Genomic DNA, 22,812 nt, shown 5'->3' with positions numbered 1-22,812 from the left:
TCAGTACGCCCCGTCCGAGGTGAGCACCGTCCGCACCGTCCGGGCGATGATGCCGACATCGGTGCCGAGGGACCAGTTCTCGACGTAGCCCACGTCGATCCGGATCGACTCGTCCCAGCTCAGGTCCGACCGACCGCTGACCTGCCAGGCGCCGGTCACGCCCGGCTTGACCAGCATGCGCCGCAGCATGACCGGCGGATACTGCTCCACCTCGTGGGCCAGCGCCGGGCGCGGCCCCACCACGGACATCGAGCCGCCGAGCACGTTGAAGAACTGGGGCAGCTCGTCGAGGCTGTAGCGGCGGATGAACCGGCCCACCCGGGTCACGCGCGGATCGTTCTTGACCTTGAACAGCGGGCCCGCGCCCATGTTCTCCTCGGCCAGGACGGCGCGGCGGGCGTCGGCGTCGACGTACATGCTGCGGAACTTGATCATGGCGAAGGTCTCGCCGCCGGCGCCGACGCGCTCGGCCCGGTAGAAGACGGGTCCCCTGCTGTCGAGCTTGACCGCGGCCGCGATCGCGAGCATCACGGGCGCTGTCGCCAGCAGTCCGACGGTGGCGACGGTCAGGTCGAGCAGGCGCTTCCCGGCGCCGTGCGACCGGTCCGGCCGCGGCGCGGCGACGTGCGTCATGGGCGTGCGCCCGACGGACCCACTCGTCATACGGGTGCCCGCGACGTCGGGGAGCGCCGCGGTGACGACGAGTTCGACGCCGTCGGCGGCGAGGCTCCACAGCAGTTCTCGGACGTCGTCGGGGCCGAGTGCGTCGGTAGCGGTGAGGACTACGAGGCCCGCCCCGGTCGCACGCACCGCCTCCAGCACCGTGCGGTCGGTGCCCACCACGGGCACACGGACCCCCGACACCTCGAGGACGTCGACGAGGACGGCGTCGTTCGCGGGCAGGCAGGCGCCCACCACCTGCGCTCCCGCCGTCTCGTCGGCCAGCAGACCCCGGACGGATGCGCTCGCCGAGGCGAAGCCACCCACGACGAGCGTCGGCACGGGCGCCACCGCGGCGGCCCGGCGGCGGAACCGGAGGCGGACGAGCAGCGCTCCGAGCACGGCGACGGGGGCCGAGGCGAAGAAGAGGGAGTGCGGCAGCAGCTGGGGGAACAGCAGGGCCAGGATCAGCAGCGGTCCGTAGACGAGCTGGGCGGTGGAGAGCACGCGGCGCAGTTCCGGTGGGCCGAGCCGCAGGAGCGGCACCGACAGTGGCCGGGACCGCCACAGCCGCAGGAACCAGAGCAGGTTCACACCGATCGCGAGGGCCGCCAGTTCGGGGGCGCTCTCGCCCATCTCGTAGCCGACGACGAATCCCGCAGCGGAGGCCGCACCCGCGACGACGGCGTCCGCCACGGCGATCCGGCGCGCGAGAAGCGCACGATGCGCCTGCGCGACGGCCCGCGCGGGCGCTGTCGCCGGCGCGGGAGAGGCGACCTCGCCGGGGGAGGTGGCCGGGGGTATCGGGGCGACCGCGGGTGCGCGCCGGGGCTCGGACGCGAGCACGGTCACCGGGAGTGCCTCCGCCGGGCGAGCAGGCGTCGTCGCCGAAACGTCGATCGACATGTCCCGCTCCTCACATCCGTCCGCAATGCGCATTCGAGGCCGATTGAGAATCGCCCATTTGCATATTGCAGTTGCGAATCTCCGACTCCAACGCGCTTCGCATCGAACCCGTCACGGTCCTCCTGGCCGCGATGCACGCCGGGGTGTACCGACACTCACGACCGCCCTCGGGGGCGGCGCTGGAACACCTGTGAGAGGAACCACATCCTCCCAGTTCACAAGGTCCTTCGCCGACCTTCGGACTGGAGCCCTTCCACACCCGGGCCGCGGCGTCTTCACGGCTCCGTGCGTCGGATCCGACTGATCATCGGTTGTCACCGTAGACGTTGATGATTGCGATCGCAAGCCCATTAACCATTTGCAACCAGAAAAGCTGTGAAGGTCTATGCTCATCCATCGAAGCCCCGTCGACAGTTACGGAAACCCATCATGAAATGCCGTTTGTGCGGCTCGTCGCAGCTGCGGAGCGTGGTCGACCTCGGCGCCACACCGCCGTGTGAGATGTTCCTCACGGCGGAGCAGTTGGACGCACCCGAGCCCACCTACCCGCTCCATCTGCGGATCTGCGAGGAGTGCCTCCTGCTGCAGATCCCCGCGCTGATCCTCCCGGAGGAGACCTTCTCCGAGTACGCCTACTTCTCCTCGTTCTCCGCGAGCTGGGTCGATCACGCCCGGCGCTTCGTCGAGGCTTCCATCGACCGCCTGGCACTGAACGGCGACAGCCTCATCGTCGAGGTCGCCAGCAACGACGGGTACCTGCTGCAGCACGCCGTCGCCGCCGGCGTGCCCTGTCTCGGCATCGAGCCCTCGGTCAACGTCGGGCAGGCCGCCCGCGACCGCGGCGTCCCGACGGTGACCGCCTTCCTCGGACCGGCGACCGCCGCGCAGGTCCGCGCCGAACACGGTCCCGCCGATCTGGTGGTGGCCAACAACGTCTACGCCCACATCCCCGACCTGCTGGGCTTCACCCAGGGCCTGCGCGGGCTGCTCGCCGACGACGGCTGGCTGAGCATCGAGGTGCACCACGCGCTCGCGCTCGTCGCCGAGGGCCAGTTCGACACGATCTACCACGAGCACTTCCAGTACTACACCGTGCTCAGCGCGCAGCGGGCCCTCGCGACCGCGGGCCTGACGGTCGTCGACGTCGAGCTCATCCCCACGCACGGCGGCTCCATCCGCGTCTGGGCCCGGCCCGACGGGGTGGCGCAGGCACCGTCGGACCGCGTGCGCGAGGTGCTGCGGATCGAGGAGGAGGCCGGGCTGCACACGGTGTCCGGCTACACCGGGATGCAGGCGCTGGCCGATCGGGCCCGACAGGACCTGCTGCGCTTCCTGCTCGAGTGCCGCGCCGCCGGCAAGCGGGTGGCCGGCTACGGCGCCCCGGGCAAGGGCAACACGCTACTGAACTACTGCGGAATCCGGCCCGATCTGCTCGAGTACACCGTGGACCGCAATCCGTACAAGCACGGCCGGTTCACCCCCGGCACGCGCATCCCGATCCACGCCCCGGAACGACTCGACGCGGACCGGCCCGACGTGGTCGTCGTGCTGCCCTGGAACCTCGAGACCGAGATCACCGAGCAGCTGCGTCCCCTGATCGAGCGTGGCACCGAGGTGGTCTATCCCATGCCCCACTTGCACACCGCGCGGCCGCAGGCCGTCGCCGAGGAGGTCTGACGATGAAGGTTGTCCTGTTCTGCGGCGGCTACGGCATGCGCATGCGCAACACGGCGGACGACATGGTGCCCAAGCCCATGCAGCTCGTCGGGCCGCGGCCCCTGATCTGGCACGTGATGCGGTACTACGCCCACTTCGGGCACACCGACTTCATCCTGTGCCTGGGCTACGGCGCGCAGCACATCAAGAACTACTTCCTCAACTACCGCGAGACCGAGTCGAACGACTTCGTGATCCGCGGCGGCGAGGTGGAGCTGCTCGGCGCCGACATGCGTGACTGGTCGATCACCTTCGTCGACACCGGCCTGGAATCGGCCATCGGAGAGCGACTCCGGCGCGTGCGGCCCTACCTCGACGGCGACGAGTACTTCCTCGCGAACTACGCCGATGTGCTCAGCGACGCCCCGATGAACACCATCATCGACCGCGTGCGGGAGACCGGCTCCGCCGCCTCGATGCTCCTGGTACCGCCGCAGTCCTCCTTCCACTGCGTCGACGTGGACGGGGACGACAAGGTCACCGGGATCACCCCCGTCTCCGAGTTCCCGATCTGGGAGAACGGCGGCTACTTCGTGCTCACCCAGCAGGTCTTCGACCACCTGCCGCCCGGCGGCGACCTGGTGGCCGACGCCTGCACCGCGCTGTCGAAGCAGGGGAAGCTGTTGGGCTACAAGCACAGCGGTTTCTGGAAGCCGGCCGACACCTTCAAGGAGCGCGCGGATCTCGACGCGGGCTACGCGCGCGGCGATCGCCCCTGGATGGTGTGGAAGGCCCCCGTCGGATGATCGGGCTCTCCCCCGGCCGGATCTCCGAGATCGCGGTGCTCGGCGCGCACTGCGACGACATCGCGATCGGCATGGGCGGAACCCTGCTGCAGCTCTCGGAGGCGAACCCCGGGCTCCGGGTGCGGGCCTTCGTCGGAAGCGGAGCGGGCACGCCCCGCGAGGCGGAGGAGCGGGCGGCGCTGGCCGCCTTCGCCCCCGAGGCCGAACTGCACGTCACGGTGCTCGACCTTCCCGACGGCCGGGCCCCCGCCCATTGGCAGCGGCAGAAATCGCTTCTGGCGCAGTTCAAGCGATCCACCTCGCCCGATATCGTCTTCGCTCCGCATCGCGGGGACGCGCACCAGGACCACCGCCAGCTCGCGGAGCTGGTGCCCACGGAGTTCCGCGACCACCTGATCCTCGGTTACGAGATCCTCAAGTGGGAGACCGACACCCCGCGGCCCACCGTTTTCAACCCGCTCTCGGCGTACGCCGCGATGGCGAAGGCGCGGCTGCTGACGGAGCACTACCCGTCGCAGGTGGCGCACGACTGGTTCGACGACGAATCCTTCCTCGGCCTGGCGCGGCTGCGCGGTATCCAGTGCCGCTCCACCTACGCCGAGGGATTCATGCTGGAGAAGGCTCTCGTAGATTTCGGAGGAAACCGATGAAGGTCCTGCTGACGGGCAGTCAGGGATATCTGGGAACGGTGATGGCGCCGATCCTGCGGACAGCCGGGCACGAGGTGACCGGCCTCGACTCCGGGCTCTTCGCCGACCGGGTCCTGGGCCCGGCGGTCACGGATCCGCCGACGCTCACCACGGACCTGCGCGACATCACCGTCGAGGAACTGCAGGGCTTCGACGCGGTGATCCACCTCGCGGCGCTCTCGAACGATCCACTGGGCTCCCTCGCGCCGGAGATCACCTACGACATCAACCACGCCGCGTCGAGCCGACTCGCTCGCCTGGCGAAGGACGCCGGCGTGTCCCGGTTCCTCTACGCCTCCACGTGTTCCGTGTACGGCGCGGCGGGCGACGGCCTGGTCGACGAAGAGGCGCCGCTCAATCCGATCACGCCGTACGCGATCAGCAAGGTGCGGGTCGAGGACGACGCCGCGGCCCTGGCGGACGCCGACTTCACCCCCGTCTTCCTGCGCAACGCCACGGCTTTCGGCTTCTCGCCGCGCCTGCGCGCAGACATCGTGCTGAACAACCTGATGGGATACGCCGTGCTCACGGGCGAGGTCCTGGTGCTCTCCGACGGGACGCCGTGGCGGCCGCTCGTGCACGCCCGGGACATCGCGCAGGCGTTCGCCACGTGCCTCACGGCGCCGAAGGAGACCGTCTCGGCACGCGCGTACAACATCGGCACGGAACGCAACAACGTCACCGTCGCCGAGATCGCGCAGGCCGTGGTCGACGTGGTGCCCGGTGCCGCCGTGCGGATCACGGGCGAGGCCGGAGCCGATCCGCGCTCCTACCGGGTCGACTTCTCGCGCGCCCGCGACGAACTGGGCTTCGAGGCGCAGTGGACGGTGCCGGACGGTGCCGTCGAACTGCACAAGGCCTACACCGAGTACGGGCTCACCGAGCGCGCTTTCCACGACGACTTCACCCGGCTCGCCGTCCTCAAGGGCCTGCAGGCCGACGGCGCCATCGACGCGTCGATGCGCCGGCGATGACGGTGCGCCCCATCCCCGCCGGCGGACGGTCCGCGTCAGCCCAGGCGGCCGCGGAGATCCGCCCAGGAACCCGCCGCCCGATCGCGCGGCGAGACGATCGACGCGGCCAACGGCCACTGCAGCGCCAGCTCCGGATCCGCGTGGTGCACGGCGAGGTCCTCGCTCGGATCGTGCGGCCGGTCGATCCGGTAGCAGACGTCCGCGACCTCCGTCAGGGCCTGGAAGCCGTGCAGGAAGCCCGGCGGAACGTACAGCGTGTGGAAGGCCTCGTCGTCCAGGCGGTAGGCCTGGCTCCGGCCGAAGGTGGGCGAGTAGGGGCGCGCGTCCACCAGCACGTCGTGCACCGCGCCGTGCGCGCACCGCACCAGCTTCGCCTCTCCGCGGCCCGAGCGGCCATGCATCCCGCGGAGCACGCCGCGCACCGAGCGGGACTGCGAGTCCTGCACGAATCGTGCTGCGGCGCCCGGCTCCCCGAGATGATCGTCGAAGATCGCCGCGTCGAACGTGCGGGTGAACAGGCCCCGGTCGTCCGCGTGCGGGGTCGGCACGAGAAGCAGAACGTCGGCCAGGTCTGTCTGCTCGATGCGCATGGGGACATGCTGCCATGAGACACGCCCGCACGTGCCGCGGCTGCGGCTCCCCCAAGCTCACCCGGGTGCTCGACCTGGGCCGTGCCCCCGCGGCGGACGCCTTCCCACCCGCCGGCGCTCCCGTCGACCCCGCCGAATCGGCGCATCCGCTCGCGATGGACCTGTGCGCGGCGTGCGGTCTCGCCCAGCTGGCGGACGACGACACCGTGGCCGACGAGCCGCGCGGCGTGGAACCGCGGGCTCTGCGCGATCAGGCCGCGGACGCCGTGGCCCGCGTCGCCGCCGCCGGCCTCCTCCGCGGTTCGACGGTGCGCGAGTTCGGCAGCCCGCACGGCGGTACCTGGGTGCCGTTGCTGGCGGAGCTGGGCTTCGACGAGACGAGCGGGTCCGCCGATGTCGTGCTCGACAGCTTCGGCATCATGCACGAGCCCGATCAGCGGGCCGCCTTCGCCGAGCGCGCGACCGCGCTGGCACCGGGCGGCGTTCTGCTGCTGCAGTACCAGCCGCTCGGCGCCATCGTCCGGCAGCTGCAGTGGACCGCGCTGCGGCACGGGCACTTCGGCTACTACACCCTGACGTCCCTGCTGCACCTGCTCGCCGCGTCGGGCCTGGAACCCGCCCGCGCCTTCGAGTTCGACCTCTACGGCGGCACCGTCCTGCTGGCCGTGCGACGCCGTGGCGATGCGGACGTCGTGCCCGGCGCCGGCGCGGCCGACCCGGTGGTCCAGCGGATCCTGGCCGAGGAGTCGGAGGCCCGGCTCGGTACGCCGGCGGGCCTGCGCGCGCTCGCGGCCGCGCCCGCCGACCAGGCCCGCGCCCTGCGGGAGTGGGCCGTCGGACACGCCGCCGCGGGCCGCACCGTCGCGGCCTACGGCGCCGCCTCCCGCGCCGTGGCGCTGTTCGCGCTGGCGGGCCTGGACCGCGCGCTCGTGACCTGCGTCGCCGACGCCTCCCCGTCGAAGCAGGGGCGCCGGATGCCGGGCACCGACATCCCCATCGTCGCGCCGGAGCACCTCGCGAGTCTCGACGGCCCCGTCCTGCTGACCCTGCCCGACTTGCACGACGAGGTGCTCGAGGCCTGGCCCGCCCTCCGCGGAAGACTGGTGACCCAGCCATGACCGAACCCGACTTCACCCGCTCCCGCGCGCTGCAGGACCGCCTCCACCACCTGGTGCCCGGCGGCGCGCACACCTACGCCCGCGGCGCCGACCAGTACCCCGAGTTCATGCCGCCCGTGCTCACCCGCGGACACGGCGCCCGGGTCTGGGACGCCGACGGCAACGAGTACGTCGAGTACGGCATGGGCCTGCGCGCCGTGACCCTGGGCCACGGCTACGCGCCCGTGGTGGAGGCCGTGCGCGCGTGCCTCGACGACGGTCTCAGCTTCAGTCGACCGACGACGACGGAACTGGCCGCGGCCGAGGACTTCCTCGAACTCGTGCCCACCGCCGAGATGGTGAAGTTCGGCAAGAACGGCTCCGACGCGACCACCGCGGCGCTGCGCCTGGCGCGCGCGGTGACGGGCCGCGATCTGGTGGCGGTGTGCGAGCAGCCCTTCTTCTCCACCGACGACTGGTTCATCGGCGCCACCGACATGGCGGCCGGGATCCCCGCCGCCACCCGCGATCTGACCGTCCGCTTCGGCTACAACGACGCCGACTCGCTCCGCGCGCGGTTCGCCGAGCATCCCGGCCGGATCGCCGCAGTCTTCCTCGAGGCGGCCACCGCGCTCGCGGAACCCGAGCCGGGCTTCCTCGAGACCGTGCGGGCCCTGTGCGACGAGCACGGCGCGCTCCTGGTCTTGGACGAGATGATCACCGGATTCCGATGGTCGCCGCACGGCGCACAGGCCGTGTACGGCGTGACGCCCGACCTGTCGTGCTGGGGTAAGGCGATGGGCAACGGCTTCCCGATCTCCGCGCTGGCCGGCAAGCGCGAGTTCATGGAGCGCGGCGGCCTGAACACCGACGACGACCGCGTCTTCCTGCTCTCGACCACGCACGGACCGGAGTCGGTCTCGCTCACCGCCTTCCGTGCCGTCGCGCGGGCCTACCGCGAGGGCGATCCGGTGGCCGCGATGGAGCGGGCGGGGCGCCGCCTCGCCGACGGGGTCAACGCCGCCGCCGAGGCCGCGGGGGTGGGCGACGCGGTGCGCGCGATCGGCCGGCCCTCGTGCCTGGTCTTCACCACCGGGGACGCCGACGGCGCACCGTCGCAGGCCTACCGGACCCTGTTCCTGCAGGAACTGCTGCGCCGCGGCGTCCTCGGGCAGTCCTTCGTGATCTCCGCGGCCCACACCGACGCCGACGTCGACCACACCGTCGACGCGGTCGCGCGGGCCCTGGTCCCGTACCGGAAGGCGTTGGAGGCGGGCACCGTCGACGGCCTGCTGGAGGGGCGACCCGTGGCGCCCGCCCTGCGACGGACCGCGGCACCGCGGCGGCTCGCGCGATGACCCGGATCCTCGTGGTCGGCCCCGCGCCGCCCGGGCCGACGAGCCGCGGCGGGATGGCGACGGTCATCGGGCACATGGCCGCGATCGACGATCCGGGCATCGAGGTGCGGCTGCTGACCACCTACGTCGACGCGCCCGCGACCGAACGCCTGCGGGTGGGGCTCGCCGGGATGGCCCGCGGCACCGTCGCCGTGGTGCGGGGCGACGCGGACGTGCTGCACGTACACCTCTCGCACGGCGGCAGCGTGCTGCGGAAGGCCCCGCTGCTGTGGGCGGCGCGCCTGCGCGGCGTCCCCGCCGTGGTGCACGGGCACAGCTTCGACTTCGACGGCTGGATGGCCCGGCTGCCGGCCCCCGTCCGCGCGCTGGTGCGCGCGGCACTGCCCGCCGACCGCTGGCTCGTGCTGGGCACCGGCCTCGCCGCCGAGTACGCCGCCGCGCTGCGGCTCGACCCGGCACGCGTGGAGGTCCTGTACAACCCGGTTCCGCCCACGGCACTCCCCCCGTCGCGCGGCACCGACGGGCCCGCGCGGGTCGAGGCCGTGGCGCTCGGCCGGCTGGGCGTGCGCAAGGGCAGCTACGACCTCGTCGCCGCCGTCGCGGCACTCCCGCCGCAGGTCCGGGACCGGCTGCACCTGACGCTCGCCGGCGACGGCGAGGTCGCCGAGGTGCGCGCCGCCGCGGCGCCGCTCGGGGAGGCGGTCACGGTGCACGGCTGGCTCGGCCCCGACGACCGCGACGCCCTGCTGGCCAAGGCCGAGATCTTCGCCCTGCCCAGCTACGACGAGGGCCTGCCGATGGCGCTGCTCGAGGCGATGGCCGCGGGCCTGGTGCCGGTGACCACGCCGGTCGGCGGCATCCCCGAGGCCGTCACCGACGGCGTCGACGGGGTACTCGTCCCGCCCGGCGACGTACCCGCCCTCGCCGACGCCCTCACTCGCCTCGTCGGGGATCCCGCGCTGCGGCAGCGCATGTCCGACGGTGCGCGCGCCCGCGCCGCCGACTTCGACATCGCCGCGTGGCACGCGCGGCTCAGCGCGCTGTGGACCTCGCTCGCGCGCTGACCCGGTCCAGCTCGGCGCCCAGGGCGGCGGCGGACACCGTCGCCGAACACGTCCGCACGTAATGCTCGCGCGCCACGGCACCGCGGCGCGCGGCCGCCTCCGGATCGGCGAGCGCATCGAAAGCCGCCGCGAGCCCGGCCACGTCGTCGACGCCGATCGGATGCTCTCCGGGGGGCTGGAATTCGGGCAGGGCCCCGCGGTCCGAGACGATCGGCACCACCCCGAGCTGCAGGGCGAGCACCTGCACGCCGCTCTGCGAGGCGCGGCGGTAGTGCGCCACCGACCCCTTCGCCGCCGCGAGCTGCGCGGTCACGTCCGCGTACGAGTAGGGCCCGCGGCGCCACCGCACCGCCGTGCCGAGCTCGCGATCCGGACCGTCGCCGATGAGCACCAGTTCGTCACCGCGCCACCCCGGTCCGGCGACGTGCCGCTCCCATGCCCGCAGCGTCACGTCGAGGTTCTTGTACGCGGACAGCCGCCCGACGGCCAGGAAGTCCCGACGGTCCGCCGCCGGCACGAACGCCGGGACCAGGGCCTCGTCGAGATCGCTGGTCAGAGGCGCAACGGCGGACGCGCCCACCTCGCCCGCGACGTACCTGCTGAACGCGACCGTGGAAGCGGCGCCGGCGTTCCACCGCCCGAACAGGGCGCGCTCCCAGCCGGGGAGCTCCTCGTCGGCGCCGTGCGGGCGGTCGTCGTGGACCAGATTCACCCGGGGAGCGGTACCCGCGAGCGCGATCCACCGCGGGTCCCGCACGATCTCGGTCACCACCACGTCGGGGCGGAAGGCCCGCGCGCGGCGCAGCGCCCGCGCGAATTCCGGCCAGGTGCCGGGCGTCTTCGGGCGCGGGTCCAGCACCCATTCGTAGGGGCGAGCATCGTCGGACTCGGGGTGGCGGTCGGAGGTCACCAGCACCACCTCCCAGCCCGCCGCGATCAGCTGTTCGCAGTAGACGCGGGCCAACGGCCGCATCCACGGCGAGAGCCACAGCACCCGCCCCGTCACGCCCGCACCGCCCCGACCGTGGCGAACGCCGCCTCGTAGGCATCGGCCATCGCCTCGACGGTGTAGTGCTCCCGCATCCGCTCGAAACCCCTGTCGCCGACCGCCGCCCACTCGTGCGGATGTGCCAGCAGGCCGCGCAGGACCTCCCGCCAGTCCTCGACGGTGACCTCGCGCACCAGGGCGCCGGCGGCACCGTCGTCGAGCATGTCCGGAACGGCGCAGACCGCGGACGCGGCCACCGGGAGCCGTCGTGCCATCGCCTCGAGGATCACCATCGGGAAGGCCTCGGACCCGCTGGGGACGCACACCAGGTCGGCGTCCGCGAAAGCGTGATCGGGCCCGGGCGACCAGCCGCGCCAGCGCACCCGCCCGGCGAGCTCCGGCGGGGTCAGCGCCTCGAGCCGCTCCCGGTCGGGCCCGTCGCCGAAGATGTCCAGCTCCCAGGCGAAGTCGGTGAGCCCGGCGAGCGCCTCGACGAGCAGGTGGGGGTTCTTGTGTTCCACGATCCGCGAGAGCATCACCAGCTTCGGCACCGCCCCGACGGGCCGGCGCGCGGGAACCCCGTCGAGCTCGGACCGTCGCGCGACGCCGTTGGGCGCGACGAAGAAGCGGCGCGCCACGTCCTGATGGGCCGCGACGATGTCGCGGTGCGCGGGCGAGAGGGCGACGAAACCGTCGGCACGGCGCATCGCGGTGGCGAGCGGCGCCGAGTAGGTCGGACCGTCGGTCTCCGGCGGAATGTGCGCGCCCACCAGCCACGTCCGGTCCCGGCGGCCCGCGCGCCACAGCGTCGCGAAGCCGGTCTCGGTGTTCGTGTCCCCGCTGATCAGCACTGTCGGGCCGGGCGGCAGGTCGAGCAGCGGGCCCCACCAGGGCTGGCGCACCACCCGCACGCCCGGCGGCGCCTCCGCGATGAGCGGACCGAAGCGCTGCAGGCAGACGACGGTGACGTCGTAGCCGCGGCGCTGCAGCTCCCCCGCCAGCACCAGGTGGTGCCGCTCGGCGCCGCCGAAGACCAGGCGGTTCACCGTGAAGACCACGTTCGGCCGGGCGCCGCGAGGCACGGAGGCACGGCTCGCGCGCTTGCTGCGCTGCACCCGGTCCAGCAGCGAGTCCCCGAGCAGGAAGGCGCCGGCCGCGCGGGCGCCGGCGGCGTGCTCGATGTTGAGCGCCATGTTCGCGCGCAGCAGATCGGCCGAGCGGCGCCACGCCACCGCGTCGTCGCGCACCGTGCCGTGCCCCGAATGCTCCACGCCCGCATCGTCGGTCAGCTCCAGCGTCCAGCCCGCGTCGAGGGCGCGGCGCTGCCAGTCGGTCTCCTCGCCGTAGAGGAAGAACTCCTCGTCGAACGGGCCGAGCGCCTCCCAGGCGTCGCGGCTGATGGCGAGGCACGCCCCCGTCAGGTAGCCGTCGACCCGCGCCGGCGGCGCCGGGTAGAGATCCGAGAAGGGCGTGCGGCGCAGCACCTCCGCGTATCCGGCGCGGGAGACCAGGCCGCGCACCAGGCCCCGTCGACGGTGCGCGACGTCCCACGGCCGGCCCCGCCCGTCCGCGTCGTGCGGGTCGACGACGACGGGCGCCGCGGCGGCCACGCCCGGCCGGCCCAGCGCGGCGCGGGTGCCGGCGAGGTCGCCGCGGAGCAGCGCGTCGGGGTTGAGCAGCAGCAGATCGTGCTCCGGCGCCAGCGCTGCGAGCCGGTTGACCGCGGCAGCGAAGCCCAGGTTGCGGCCGTCGCCGTGCCAGGCGACGGCGGGGAACGCCTCGCGCACGGCGTCCATACCCGGGTAGGCGGGGCCCGAGTTGTCCCAGACCAGGACAGGCACGCCGGGAAGGTGCTCGGCGACGGCGCGCAGGCATGCCCCCACGTCCTCGGGCACGCGGTAGGCCACGATCAGCACCGCGAGATCCCGTGCAACCGGCGCCGACGGTGGCGGCGCCGCCCGGAGGCCGCCCTGCAGTTGCGCACGTTCGGCGGTCATCCCTCGGCACCTTCCTCGGAGCGGAGCAGGCCGCGGGCGTCGTGCAGACGCACCGGCCCGAGCAGCAGGTTCACGGCCAGATACGCCACAGCGGCCAGCGCACCCGTGAGCAGCACGGGCAGGGAGTGGCCCACGACGCACACCGCGGCGGCGACGGCGACGGGCGGCGCCAGGCGCAGCAGGAACAGCCACGGCGTGCGATACGGCGTGCGGCCCGTCAGCCGCCACGTCGCCACGGCCAGCCCGAAGAGCTCACTGACCACCAGTGACGCGGCCGCGCCCTGCGCGCCGAACTGCGGGATCAGCACCAGGTTCACGCCGATGTTGACCAGCAGGCTCACGATGTTGAGCCGGAGGAGGAAGACCTGGTCGTGCGCCGCGAACAGGCCCTGACTGAGCGTTCCGGTCACCAGCCGGATCGCGACCGCGATGAAGAGGAGGGCCAGCGTGCCACCGCCGGCGGCGACGAAGTCCTCGGAACCCAGCAGCCGCACCAGTTCCGGCGCGAGCAGGACACCCGCCACCGCCAGGGGCGCCGCGACGAACAGCATCACCTGAATACTGCGCTCGGTGAAGTCCGCGAAGCGGGCGCGGTCCGTGGCGAAGAGATTGGTCATGGTGGAGAGCGTGGACGCGAGGAAGACCGTGGAGATGACCGTCGCGTTGAAGGCCACCGTGTAGGCCAGGTTGTAGGCGCCCGTCTCCTCCTTCGTGCTCAGCACCGACAGCAGCACGCCGTCCGAACGCCAGTACAGGGCCGCGATGATCAGCACGCCGGTCTGGGGCAGGCTCTCGCGCACCAGCTCCCAGCTCTCCCGGACGGAGAAGATCGGCCGGATGTCGACGATCCGGCGTGCGACGCCGCCCTGGACCACCAGCACCACCAGGGGCGGCACCAACTGCACCACGGCGTACCAGTACAGGTCGGCGCCCACGTGGGCGAGCACGAAGGTCAGGCCGAAGGACAACAGGCGACCGAGGAGGTCCGACAGTGCAACCGCGCCGAACCGCACGTCCGTGACGAAGACCGGCTGCACGCAGCTGCTGAGCGTCGTGAGTACGAGGCTTCCGCTGATGATCGCGATCATCGCCACGACCAGCGGATCGTCGCGGTAGACGAGCCACCCCGTGAGCGATGCCGCGGCGCCGAGCGGCAGGCAGTAGGTCAGCGAGAAGCCGGCGTTGACCCGCACCAGGCGGGACAGATCACCTGTGCCGCCCGTCACCCGGCGCACGATCACCGCGCCGATGCCGAGTTCGGTGAGGCTGCTCCACAGCCCGATGAACATGATCGCCGCGGACAGCTGCCCGTACGGGCCGAGCCCGAGCGAGCGGGTGGTCACGGCGACGGTGCCGATGGACGCCAGGAGCCCGAGGATCCGGGCGATGAACTGCATGCTGAACGCCCGGGCGATCCGGCCTCCCGAGGCACGCCCGCGCAACGAGGGTTCGGCCCCGGCGTTAATCTCATCGCCGTGAGGAGGTTCGGATGCGACTAGTGGTTCCGCTGGCAGGGGGACTGTCACCGGCCGACTGGGCTGCGCGCCATCGCGCCGGGGAGGTACCTGATCGTTCACCGTACGGCCTCCATCAGCTGGCCGAGTACGGCTTCGACGTGCGCTTCGCCTCGTCGGGCATCGAGGACCGGTCCCGGACGGTGCAGCGGGTGGCGCGGTCCGTGCGACACCGCACCGACGGCTACGAGTTCATCGGCGCGCCCAGGACCTCCGATGCCGACGCCGTGCTCGCCTACGACGAGCGGACGGGCGTACCCGCGCTGCTGCGCGGCGGCGCACCGGTGGCGGCGGGCATCGGCTGGCTGACCACGCGAGCCGCGGCCGGCCGCGTGCACGGCGCCCTCGCCGCCCGCGCGCTCCCCCGCGCCGCGGCCGTGTGGGCGCAGTGCTCCGCGGTCCTGCCGGTGATCGGGCGGGAGTGGAACGTCGCACCGGAGCGCCTGCATTACGTCCCCCTCGGGATCGACACCGACTTCTACGCCGAACAGCACCCGTCGACGACGAGCCGCACCGTGATGAGCGCGGGAGAGGACCGCTTCCGCGATCACGCGACGCTGGTCGCGGCCGTCGAGCAGGTGCGCCGGACGGTGCCGGAGACCACGCTCGAGCTCGCCTCCAGCCTGCCCGTGCACGCCCCCGACGACCTGGTCACGGTGCACACCGAGCGGCTCAACGGCCGGATCCGCGAGCTGTACGCGCGGGCCGCGGTGGTGGCGATCGCCCTGCATCCGACGGTCACCGGTTCGGGCCTGACGGTGGTGCTGGAGGCGATGGCCAGCGGCCGCCCCCTCGTGGTCACCGACAATCCCGGGGTCGCCGACTACGTTCAGCACGGCGAGACGGGACTACTGGTGCCGGCGGGGGACGCCGACGCGATGGCGGCGGCGATCCGCGCACTGCTCCTCGACGAGGACATGCGGATCGAGATGGGGCGCCGTGCGGCGGCCGCCGCGCGGGAACGGTTCACGACGAGGGTCATGGCAGCTCACCTGGCCGAGCTGCTTCGGGCCATGTGACCTGGCCGATCCGGGCGCGGCGCAGCCGCAGCGCCGCACGCGGCCCCTGCACCAGGTACCGCCGGCCGAGGCGCCGCGGCTCCTGCAGGAGCCGGTAGAGCCACTCCGCGCCGACCCTCTGCCAGGCCTCCGGTGCGCGCGAGACGGTTCCGGCGAGGAAGTCCGCGGCGGCGCCGAAAGGCAGTAGGACCTGGGCGCCGGTGACGGGCCCGACCTCGTCGATCCACTGCTCCTGCCGCGGCTTTCCGAGCCCGACGACGAGCACCGTCGGGGCTGCGGCACGGATCTCGGCCCCGAGCCGTCGCGATGCCGCCGGATCGTCGAGCTCGGACCGTTCGGGCGCCCAGTACCCGGCCACATCCAGTCCCGGGTACTGCTCGGCGAGGACCGGCGCGAGCCGGGCGTGCATCGCGGGCGTGCCCCCGACGAAGCCGATCCGCCACCGATTCTCGGCCGCCGCGGCGATCACCGCGGGCAACAGGTCCGCGCCGGTCACGCGGGGCCAGGGATGCCGCGCGAGCATCGCACCCCGGCCGGCGACCGGCGCACCGTCGGCCACCGCGAGCCATTCGACGTCGCGACCGAGGGCGCGGCGTCCGTGTCCGAAATGGTGCAGGTGGTCGACGTTCACCGAACAGACCGCGAGCGGACGCGCGCCGCCCTGCGCGATCCGCAGCGAGATCCGCGCGAGCACGTCAGCACCGGTCGCACAGACCACCGGGGCACCGTCGAGCAGCATCGCGCTGCGTGTGCGCAGGCCGCCCTGCCCTCCGGGAGACGACTCGGCGCGTGCGTCCCGGGTGCCCGATTCGAGACGGTTCAAGATGCTCACCACTTCATAGTAAGATGAATCTACAGATTGCTGTGAATGCAACTCCACAGATCACTACGTTGTGCGTGAGACCCGCGCCTTCGCAAGACGAAACGGGGATTGACCGGATGAATGTCGCTGCGTTCCTCCGCTGGGTGCTCACGAAGCCGCTGGTCATCGTGGTCGTGCTCGGCTGCGCACTCGCCGGTGGGCTCGTGGGATACCGCTCGGCCACGGTGCAGTACGAGACGCAGGCGGCTGTATTGGTGATCCCGCCGTCCATCCCGTCCGTGCCCGGCGCATCCGATGCGATGCTCAATCCGTTCACCAACCTGTCGGGCAGCACCACGCAGCTGGCCTGGGTGCTGGCGAGTTCGGCTCAGTCCGTCCAGGCCCGCGACCTGGTCGCACAGACCGGGGCGTCGCCGCACTACACGATCGCCTCCGTCGCCGGCGATTCGAGCTACTCGCAGCTCTCGCCGCAGATCACGATCACCATGCCGGCGGGCAGCCCGGAGGCCGCGAAGGCCGGCGCAGCGGCGCTGATCACGTTCATGCGCGATCAGCTGCACACCATCCAGAAGGACGCCGGGGTCGCCCCCAACGTCTACGCCGAACTGCGCACCACCACGGAACCGCAGGACGGGACCCAGATCGGCAGCAACGCGATGAGCAACGCGGGCGGCCTCGCACTCGGCGCCGGGTTGGCCGGCCTACTCGTCAGTCTGCTCGTCGCCGCCGGCCTCGACACCCGCCGCAGGCGCCGCGCGGCCGCGGAGGCCGAGGACCCCGCCACGAACCCGCTCAGCGGTATCGCCACGACGGACCGCACCGACACGGCACCCGCCGGCACACCCGCGCCGGCCGCCCCCACGGCACCGGCGGCTCCCGTCGAACCCGCCGCGGCAGCGGACGCCGCCGCGGCAGCGGACGCCCCCGCGCGCGCGGTGCGGCTCGAGATCGCCCGCACGTCCGGCGAGGAGGGCGAGGAGTCCGCGCGTCCGGCTGCTCCCCGGCCCGCACGTCCGCTCGGCAGTGCCCAGCAGCGCGCGATGACGCGGTGGCGCGACCACGTGGAGGCGGTCTCGGAGGCATCGGAGTTCCCGCTTCCCGCGATCGACGGCGACAGCGACGACGACGGGGACACGCGCCGCGTCGGCACCTCGGGGTGATCCCCGCCCGCGCCGCCGCGATGCCGCGGCGCGTCCTCGCCCTGGTGCTCGCGCTCGCCGTCCTCACCGGGTGCACGGCTCCCCCGCCCGAGCCCGGCCCCGTCGGCTTCGACGAGCCCGACCTGGTCAACCCGATGCGCGGGCAGTACGAGAACATCGGGACGGGTCTGTTCCCCCAGGCCAGCGAACCGAACCGGGACCGCCCGTCGTGGCCGGGAACCCGCTTCGAGAGCGTCCGGATCCCGTGGCGCACGCTGCAGCCCAAGGACCCGTCCACCGTGCCGCCCACCGCGCCCGACACCGCGCGGTACGACTTCACCCAGCTGGACCGGGCGATCGCCGCCGCCGCGAAGCAGGGACGCCGCTTCGGCTTCCGGATCACCGCCTTCGACTCCTGCTGCGATACGACCACCGCCGGCCAGACCGTGGCGATGGTGCCCGACTGGCTGCGGTCCGTGCCCGGAGCGACCACCACCCGGACCGCCGACGGCGTGCACTACGTCCTGCCCGAATGGAACAGCGCCGCCTACCTCGACCGGTTCACCGAGCTGATCACGGCGCTGGGCCGTCGCTACGACCGCGACGAGCGCGTGGCGATGTACGAGATGTCGGGCTACGGCGATTTCAGCGAGAACCACGTGGCCTTCGCACGCGACACCCTGAAGGTGGCGGCACCGTCGCCCGAGGCCAGTCGTGCCCAGCTCGGCTACTACAGCCAGTACCGCGACCAGTACCTCACCTACGGATCCGCGCAGCGATTGGTCAGTGCGACGCTGCGCGCCTTCCCGAACACCCAGATCGTCTCGACCATGGGCAATCCGGCGATCGCCGGGCTACTACTGCGGGACAGCCCGGACCTGCAGGGGCTGCGCAGGCCCGTCGGCGTCCGGTCGGACTCGCTCGGCGCCCTGCCGATCCTGCCGACGTGGGCGGAGAACCGCTGGTCGGAGTACGTCAAGAACCGCGATCCGCTGATCGGCGTGCTGGCCGAACGCTTCCGTGGTGCGCCGGTGATCACGGAGTGGCCGCCGCAGCTCCTCTCCGGCGGCACCGTGCTCGACTACTACCGCCGCGGCCTGCGGGATGTGGTGAACGGACACGTCTCGCTGGTCTCCAGCACCGGCTTCCCCGCACAGAGCCGGCCCGAGCGCATGACCGACGAACAGTACGCGCTGTGGCGGCGGGCGACCGTGTACGCCGGATACCGGTACGCCGCGGAGCGCGTCGAGGTCGCCGCGGGCGGTTCGGGGCTCCGCGCCTCCGTGCGCTGGACCAACCGCGGATCCGCTCCCACCTACGACCGGTGGAAGGTCTCCTACGAGGTGCTCACCGAGTCGGGCCGACGGGTCGCACAGCTCGACGGTGCCCCCGACCTGCGGTCCATGGTCTCGACGACGCCGTACCACGACCTCGATGCCGCCCCGCCGGTGTCGGAGACGACGGACACCGTCGACCTGCCGGCCCTCAAGCCCGGTCGGTACATGCTGCGCGTGATCGTGGCGTGGGACGAGCGCAAGCCGCAGGGTACGCACCCGGTGTCCGTGCCGCCGATGCAGCTCGCGATGACCGGGCGGGGCGACGACGGCGGATACTCCGCGGGATGGTTCGAGGTGACCTGAATGGTGTTCTCGACAACGGGATCCGCGACCCCGCTCCCGTCCCGCGACCGATAACCTGACAGCACCATGAACGCCCGCCCGGACCTCCTCGCCGCACTGCCCACCCTCGTCTCCGAGTGGTGGTACGGCGGGCCCACGTACGACGAGCGGATCGCGTACCTGCGCAACCGGTCGCTGCTGGGCCTGGTCCGCGTGGTGGTCACCGTCTGCGCCTTCCTACTCGGGCTGATGTCGATCGGTCTGATGACGAACATCGAGCCCCTGACCGCCCCCCTCGCCGTACGCCTGACCATCTGCGCGGCGGTCGCGTGGTTCTGGGCCGTGCGCTGGCAGGTCGGCCCGATCCCGGGCGCGCGCGAGGCAGGTCTCTTCGTGGCCTCGTCGATCATCGCGATCTACGGCGCGACCTCCGCGCAGACCGACCCCGTCGGCGCCGCCCTCGGCATCGCCAGCCTCGCCATGATCGCCACCTTCGGCGCACTTATCCTCTCCACCCGCGCCTTCGTGCTGAGCATGGTCCTGATCGCGGCCGCGATCGGCGCCTCGGCACCGCCGATCGCCGCGGAGCACGGGGTGTTCATGGCCCTGCTCGCCACCGCGATCCTCGCCGGCGCCACCATCGGCGTGCCCGCGACGATGCAGTTCGGCATGTCCTTCTCCTGGCTCGACACCGCCGAAGCCGGCACCGATGCCCTGACCGGCATCCCCAACCGCCGGGGTCTCAACACCCGCTGGACGACGTGGGCGATGCGGCGCGCCCCGTCGGCCGCCCACGTGGGAGTCCTCGTACTCGACCTGGACCATTTCAAGGAGATCAACGACGGGCAGGGGCACTCCGCCGGCGACGACGTCCTCGTGCGGGTCGCCCGCATCCTGCGCGTGGAGGGCGCCGCCGACGACGCCATCGTCGCGCGCCTCGGGGGCGACGAGTTCGCGCTGCTGGTCGTCGGGCGGAGCACACAGGAATGCCTCGACCTGGGCGAACGGATCCGCCGCGCCGTCGCGGCCCTGCCGCCGTCGGGTGGGACCGCGGTGACCGCGAGCATCGGCGTCGGCGTCGACGAGCACCCGGACGTCGACGTCGCGCTGCTCGAGGCCCTGATCGAGGATGCCGACCGGGCGATGTACACCGCGAAGCGGACCCGGGACGCCGTCGTCCTCGCCTCCTGACCCGACGGTGCGCCACCGTCGGGCCCGCATCGAGCGGCTCAGGCCTGCGCGGCGCGAGCGGCGGGCGAGGTGGCGAGGTAGGCCACGGCCTGTGCGGTGGAACCGATCGACGCGGGATCGAAGCTCGGCTTGAAGTAGAGCAGCGTGTACTTGATGACGTGCCGGATCTTGGGCAGCAGGTTCTTGTGCGAGGCCTTGAGGTACTCCCACCACAGGCGCGGGTACGAGTAGCTGAAGTTCGGATCCTTGCGGAGCAGGAAACCCGACGACCGGTGCAGCGTGAGCCCGAGGAAGAAGACCACCGTGAGCATCGCGCGCACGCGGTGCAGGTAGCTCGGATCGAAGTAGTTCGCCACGTCGTGCGCGACGGAACGGTGCTCGACCTCCTCGGCGCCGTGCCAGCGACAGATGTCGGCCATCGTCGGGTCGACGTTGTACTCGTCCCAGGCGTTGTTGAGGGCGAAGACACCGAGGATGGCGGTGTAGTGCTCGACGGCCGCGATGAGCCACAGGCGCTGCACCATGTCGTTGTACTGCGCGCGGTCGGAGCGATAGGTCCTGGGCGCGAGGATCTTGCGGAAGATGTACTCGGCCTGCCGGGCCATGGGGGCCGTGTCGATCCCGCAGCGCTCCAGGTACTCCGCGAGGGCGCGGTCGTGCGATTCGGCGTGCATCGCCTCCTGGCCGATGAAGCCGCGCATCGTCCGGGCGAGGTCCTCGTCCTTCACGTACGGCAGCGCCTCGGTGTAGACCTCGCAGAACCAGCGCTCCCCCTCGGGAAGCACGGCGTGGAGCACCGAGCTGACGATGTCGCTGGCCACGGGCTCGCCGGGGATCCATTCGAGGGGAACGTCGTCCCAGTCGAATTCGACGTTGCGGGCGTGGATCTCCACGCCGACGGGTTCCGCGCCGGCTCTCGGCGTCGACGACCTGTCACTGAGGGACACCATTGCTCGGCTCCAACCTGTCGGAACGATTCGTACATTGATGTAGGAACTGGTTCCGAAGTCTGGTGCGCCCTCAGTGATATGTCAAGCGTTGATTTCTATCACTCGGCGGCGTCGCCGACGGTGAGGTCGTCGGAGTCGGCGAAGACCAGCTCACCGGCTTCGGTGAGCACGGCCCACCGTCGGGCGGGCTCGGCGATGCGCTCGCCGTCGTACTCCGTGGCGACGGGGGTGAACTCCCCGAAGTCGTCGACGATCCGGCCGGAGGCCTCGCGATCCGTGCCGGCGAAGGCGACGACCGTCGCCCCGACCTCGGGAGCGGTCTCGGCGGTCTCGGAGTCCGTGGTGCTGTCGGTGCGCGACGTGCTCATAGGATTCGTGCCTTCCGTAGGGGCTGCTCGCGGCCGGGTGGTGCCCGATCCGACGGTTCGCTGTGCTCCCCGCCGGCTTCTCGACGGAACGACGATGACCACATCCGACAGCCACTGACGGCAATCATGTTTGTGATCTTCGCGAGAAGAATAAACACATCCAAGAGCAGCCGATCGATGCATGCACCAGCGGCTCGAGAAATCCGGTCTTTCCGCCCGATATAGTGCGACTTCCCCGATGGCTGTTACGCGCTGAATGCGATCGCGTCGCCGCCGGCGCTCCGTGCGCCGACGGTTCCTTTTCCGCCCGGCAACCGTCCTCATTCCCGTCAGGACGGCCACGACGGTGCCGGAATGCGCGATGATCCGTGATGTCCGGGTCGTACTCTCGCGATCCCCGTCGACCGAAGGAACGGATGCCGATGAAACCCCGTTGGCTGGCGCTACCCGTACTGGCGGCGGCCGGAGTCGCAGCGCGGAGGGTCCGCGCGCTGCGCGCGGTCGCTCCCGGTCTGCGACATCCCGCCGTCGCGCTGATGCCCTCGATGGGGCCGCTCACGCTCAGGGCGATCCGCGCGGTACCGCCGCCACCGGCCGCCGCACCCTCCGGCGGTGGCGTGACCGTGCGCCGCGAGACCGTCGACGGCGGGCAGGACGTCTACGTCTACACGCCGGCGACGCCGAACGGTGGTGCGCTGCTGTGGATCCACGGCGGCGGGACGATCATCGGCTCCCCCGAGATCGACCACCGACGGTGCATCCGGATCGCGCGCGACAACGGCGTCGTGGTGGTCAACGCGCGGTACCGGCTGGCACCCGAGCACCCGTTCCCCGCCGCGCACGAGGACTGCTTCGCCGCGCTGCGCTGGCTGCACGACTGCGCGCCGGAACTCGGAGTGGACCCGGCACGCGTCGCGGTCGGCGGGGCGAGCGCCGGGGGTGGACTCGCCGCCGGAATCGTCCAGCGCGCCGTCGACGAGGGCGTCCCCGTCGCGTTCCAGCTGCTGGTCTACCCCATGCTCGACGACCGCACCACCGCGCGCCCCGCCGACCACCGCGGCGCCCTGGCGTGGACCCGCCGCTCGAACGCCTTCGCGTGGGACGCCTATCTCGGTGCCGGGCACGCGACCCGGGAGGTGCCCGCCTACTCCGCCCCCGCGCGGCGGACGGATCTTGCCGGGCTGCCGCCCGCGTGGATCGGGGTCGGCGATCTCGATCTCTTCCACGACGAGGACGTGGACTATGCGCGCCGGTTGGAGGCCGCCGGAGTGCCGGTGGAACTCGTCGTCGAACCAGGGATGTACCACGCGGCGGACCTGTTCGCCGCCCGCACCACGCCGATGCGGGCCTTCACCACCGCAGCCATCCGGGCGGTCGGGCGGGGCGTCGGATCACCGGTGTGAG

General features: G+C 72.2%; 20 protein-coding genes. 12 read left to right on the top strand and 8 right to left on the bottom strand.

The features are described 5' to 3' along the window. Entirely contained in the window at positions 1-1,566 is a 1,566-nt protein-coding gene (locus FK268_RS17615) for a sugar transferase (protein WP_158636139.1), read from the bottom strand. 429 nt (positions 1,567-1,995) lie between these two features. Here FK268_RS17615 and FK268_RS17610 point away from each other — a divergent pair, with 429 nt between their 5' ends. Genes FK268_RS17610 through FK268_RS17595 form a run of 4 tightly spaced genes read left to right on the top strand, consistent with a single transcriptional unit; the run spans position 1,996 to position 5,691 of the window. Further along, positions 1,996-3,243 (top strand): class I SAM-dependent methyltransferase, encoded by a 1,248-nt coding sequence (locus tag FK268_RS17610; RefSeq protein WP_146436424.1) that lies wholly within the window; start codon positions 1,996-1,998, stop codon positions 3,241-3,243. A gap of 2 nt (positions 3,244-3,245) precedes the next feature. Further along, a complete protein-coding gene (locus FK268_RS17605; RefSeq protein ID WP_146436422.1) occupies positions 3,246-4,028 on the top strand; it encodes a glycosyltransferase family protein in 783 nt (260 codons plus the stop codon). Next, positions 4,025-4,678, top strand: coding sequence for a PIG-L deacetylase family protein (locus tag FK268_RS17600; RefSeq protein ID WP_146436420.1), 654 nt, complete (start codon positions 4,025-4,027; stop codon positions 4,676-4,678). Before FK268_RS17605 ends, FK268_RS17600 begins: the two co-directional genes overlap by 4 nt. Beyond that, complete coding sequence (locus tag FK268_RS17595) at positions 4,675-5,691, top strand: NAD-dependent epimerase/dehydratase family protein (protein WP_146436418.1); 1,017 nt, start codon at positions 4,675-4,677, stop codon at positions 5,689-5,691. The genes FK268_RS17600 and FK268_RS17595 overlap by 4 nt, the downstream gene beginning before the upstream one ends. Before the next feature lie 35 nt (positions 5,692-5,726). Here FK268_RS17595 and FK268_RS17590 read toward each other — a convergent pair whose 3' ends face one another. Continuing rightward, positions 5,727-6,281: a dTDP-4-dehydrorhamnose 3,5-epimerase family protein gene (locus FK268_RS17590; RefSeq protein ID WP_146436416.1), complete on the bottom strand. Its 555-nt coding sequence runs from the start codon at positions 6,279-6,281 to the stop codon at positions 5,727-5,729. A 14-nt stretch (positions 6,282-6,295) separates the two neighbouring features. Here FK268_RS17590 and FK268_RS17585 point away from each other — a divergent pair, with 14 nt between their 5' ends. Genes FK268_RS17585 through FK268_RS17575 form a run of 3 tightly spaced genes read left to right on the top strand, consistent with a single transcriptional unit; the run spans position 6,296 to position 9,800 of the window. Next, positions 6,296-7,399 carry a methyltransferase domain-containing protein gene (locus FK268_RS17585; protein WP_146436414.1) on the top strand — a complete coding sequence of 368 codons (1,104 nt, stop codon included), beginning with the start codon at positions 6,296-6,298 and terminating at the stop codon, positions 7,397-7,399. Further along, entirely contained in the window at positions 7,396-8,736 is a 1,341-nt protein-coding gene (locus tag FK268_RS17580; protein ID WP_146436412.1) for a glutamate-1-semialdehyde 2,1-aminomutase, read from the top strand. Before FK268_RS17585 ends, FK268_RS17580 begins: the two co-directional genes overlap by 4 nt. Continuing rightward, a complete protein-coding gene (locus FK268_RS17575; protein ID WP_146436410.1) occupies positions 8,733-9,800 on the top strand; it encodes a glycosyltransferase family 4 protein in 1,068 nt (355 codons plus the stop codon). The genes FK268_RS17580 and FK268_RS17575 overlap by 4 nt, the downstream gene beginning before the upstream one ends. Here FK268_RS17575 and FK268_RS17570 read toward each other — a convergent pair. Genes FK268_RS17570 through FK268_RS17560 form a run of 3 tightly spaced genes read right to left on the bottom strand, consistent with a single transcriptional unit; the run spans position 9,769 to position 14,182 of the window. Then, positions 9,769-10,794, bottom strand: a complete 1,026-nt coding sequence (locus FK268_RS17570) for a glycosyltransferase (protein ID WP_146436587.1) — start codon at positions 10,792-10,794, stop codon at positions 9,769-9,771. The genes FK268_RS17575 and FK268_RS17570 overlap by 32 nt on opposite strands. A gap of 8 nt (positions 10,795-10,802) precedes the next feature. Then, on the bottom strand, positions 10,803-12,785 hold the full coding sequence (locus tag FK268_RS17565; RefSeq protein ID WP_146436408.1) for a glycosyltransferase: 1,983 nt from the start codon (positions 12,783-12,785) through the stop codon (positions 10,803-10,805). Beyond that, complete coding sequence (locus FK268_RS17560) at positions 12,782-14,182, bottom strand: flippase (protein ID WP_146436407.1); 1,401 nt, start codon at positions 14,180-14,182, stop codon at positions 12,782-12,784. Before FK268_RS17560 ends, FK268_RS17565 begins: the two co-directional genes overlap by 4 nt. Before the next feature lie 92 nt (positions 14,183-14,274). On the opposite strand from FK268_RS17560, the gene FK268_RS17555 reads away from it, so the two are divergent. Beyond that, positions 14,275-15,318, top strand: a complete 1,044-nt coding sequence (locus FK268_RS17555; RefSeq protein WP_146436405.1) for a glycosyltransferase family 4 protein — start codon at positions 14,275-14,277, stop codon at positions 15,316-15,318. Here FK268_RS17555 and FK268_RS17550 read toward each other — a convergent pair. After that, a complete protein-coding gene (locus tag FK268_RS17550; RefSeq protein WP_146436403.1) occupies positions 15,278-16,150 on the bottom strand; it encodes a WecB/TagA/CpsF family glycosyltransferase in 873 nt (290 codons plus the stop codon). The genes FK268_RS17555 and FK268_RS17550 overlap by 41 nt on opposite strands. A 107-nt stretch (positions 16,151-16,257) precedes the next feature. Here FK268_RS17550 and FK268_RS17545 point away from each other — a divergent pair, with 107 nt between their 5' ends. The 3 genes from FK268_RS17545 (at position 16,258) to FK268_RS17535 (ending at position 20,090) form a co-directional block, all read left to right on the top strand. Beyond that, positions 16,258-17,301, top strand: a complete 1,044-nt coding sequence (locus FK268_RS17545; RefSeq protein ID WP_146436401.1) for a hypothetical protein — start codon at positions 16,258-16,260, stop codon at positions 17,299-17,301. Further along, positions 17,298-18,920, top strand: coding sequence for a hypothetical protein (locus tag FK268_RS17540; protein ID WP_193560300.1), 1,623 nt, complete (start codon positions 17,298-17,300; stop codon positions 18,918-18,920). Before FK268_RS17545 ends, FK268_RS17540 begins: the two co-directional genes overlap by 4 nt. Positions 18,921-18,986: 66 nt before the next feature. Continuing rightward, on the top strand, positions 18,987-20,090 hold the full coding sequence (locus FK268_RS17535) for a GGDEF domain-containing protein (RefSeq protein WP_146436399.1): 1,104 nt from the start codon (positions 18,987-18,989) through the stop codon (positions 20,088-20,090). Between the two features lie 38 nt (positions 20,091-20,128). Here the strand turns inward: FK268_RS17535 and FK268_RS17530 are convergent, their stop codons facing one another. Next, entirely contained in the window at positions 20,129-21,040 is a 912-nt protein-coding gene (locus tag FK268_RS17530; protein WP_146436397.1) for a metal-dependent hydrolase, read from the bottom strand. A 98-nt stretch (positions 21,041-21,138) separates the two neighbouring features. Further along, positions 21,139-21,408 carry a hypothetical protein gene (locus FK268_RS17525; protein ID WP_146436395.1) on the bottom strand — a complete coding sequence of 90 codons (270 nt, stop codon included), beginning with the start codon at positions 21,406-21,408 and terminating at the stop codon, positions 21,139-21,141. A 422-nt stretch (positions 21,409-21,830) separates the two neighbouring features. On the opposite strand from FK268_RS17525, the gene FK268_RS17520 reads away from it, so the two are divergent. Further along, positions 21,831-22,811: an alpha/beta hydrolase gene (locus FK268_RS17520; RefSeq protein WP_231707130.1), complete on the top strand. Its 981-nt coding sequence runs from the start codon at positions 21,831-21,833 to the stop codon at positions 22,809-22,811. Position 22,812: the final 1 nt, after the last annotated feature.

This window comes from Tsukamurella sputi, assembly GCF_007858445.1.
Classification (GTDB): Bacteria; Actinomycetota; Actinomycetes; order Mycobacteriales; family Mycobacteriaceae; genus Tsukamurella; species Tsukamurella sputi.
This window is presented reverse-complemented; position numbering and strand designations above follow the sequence as displayed.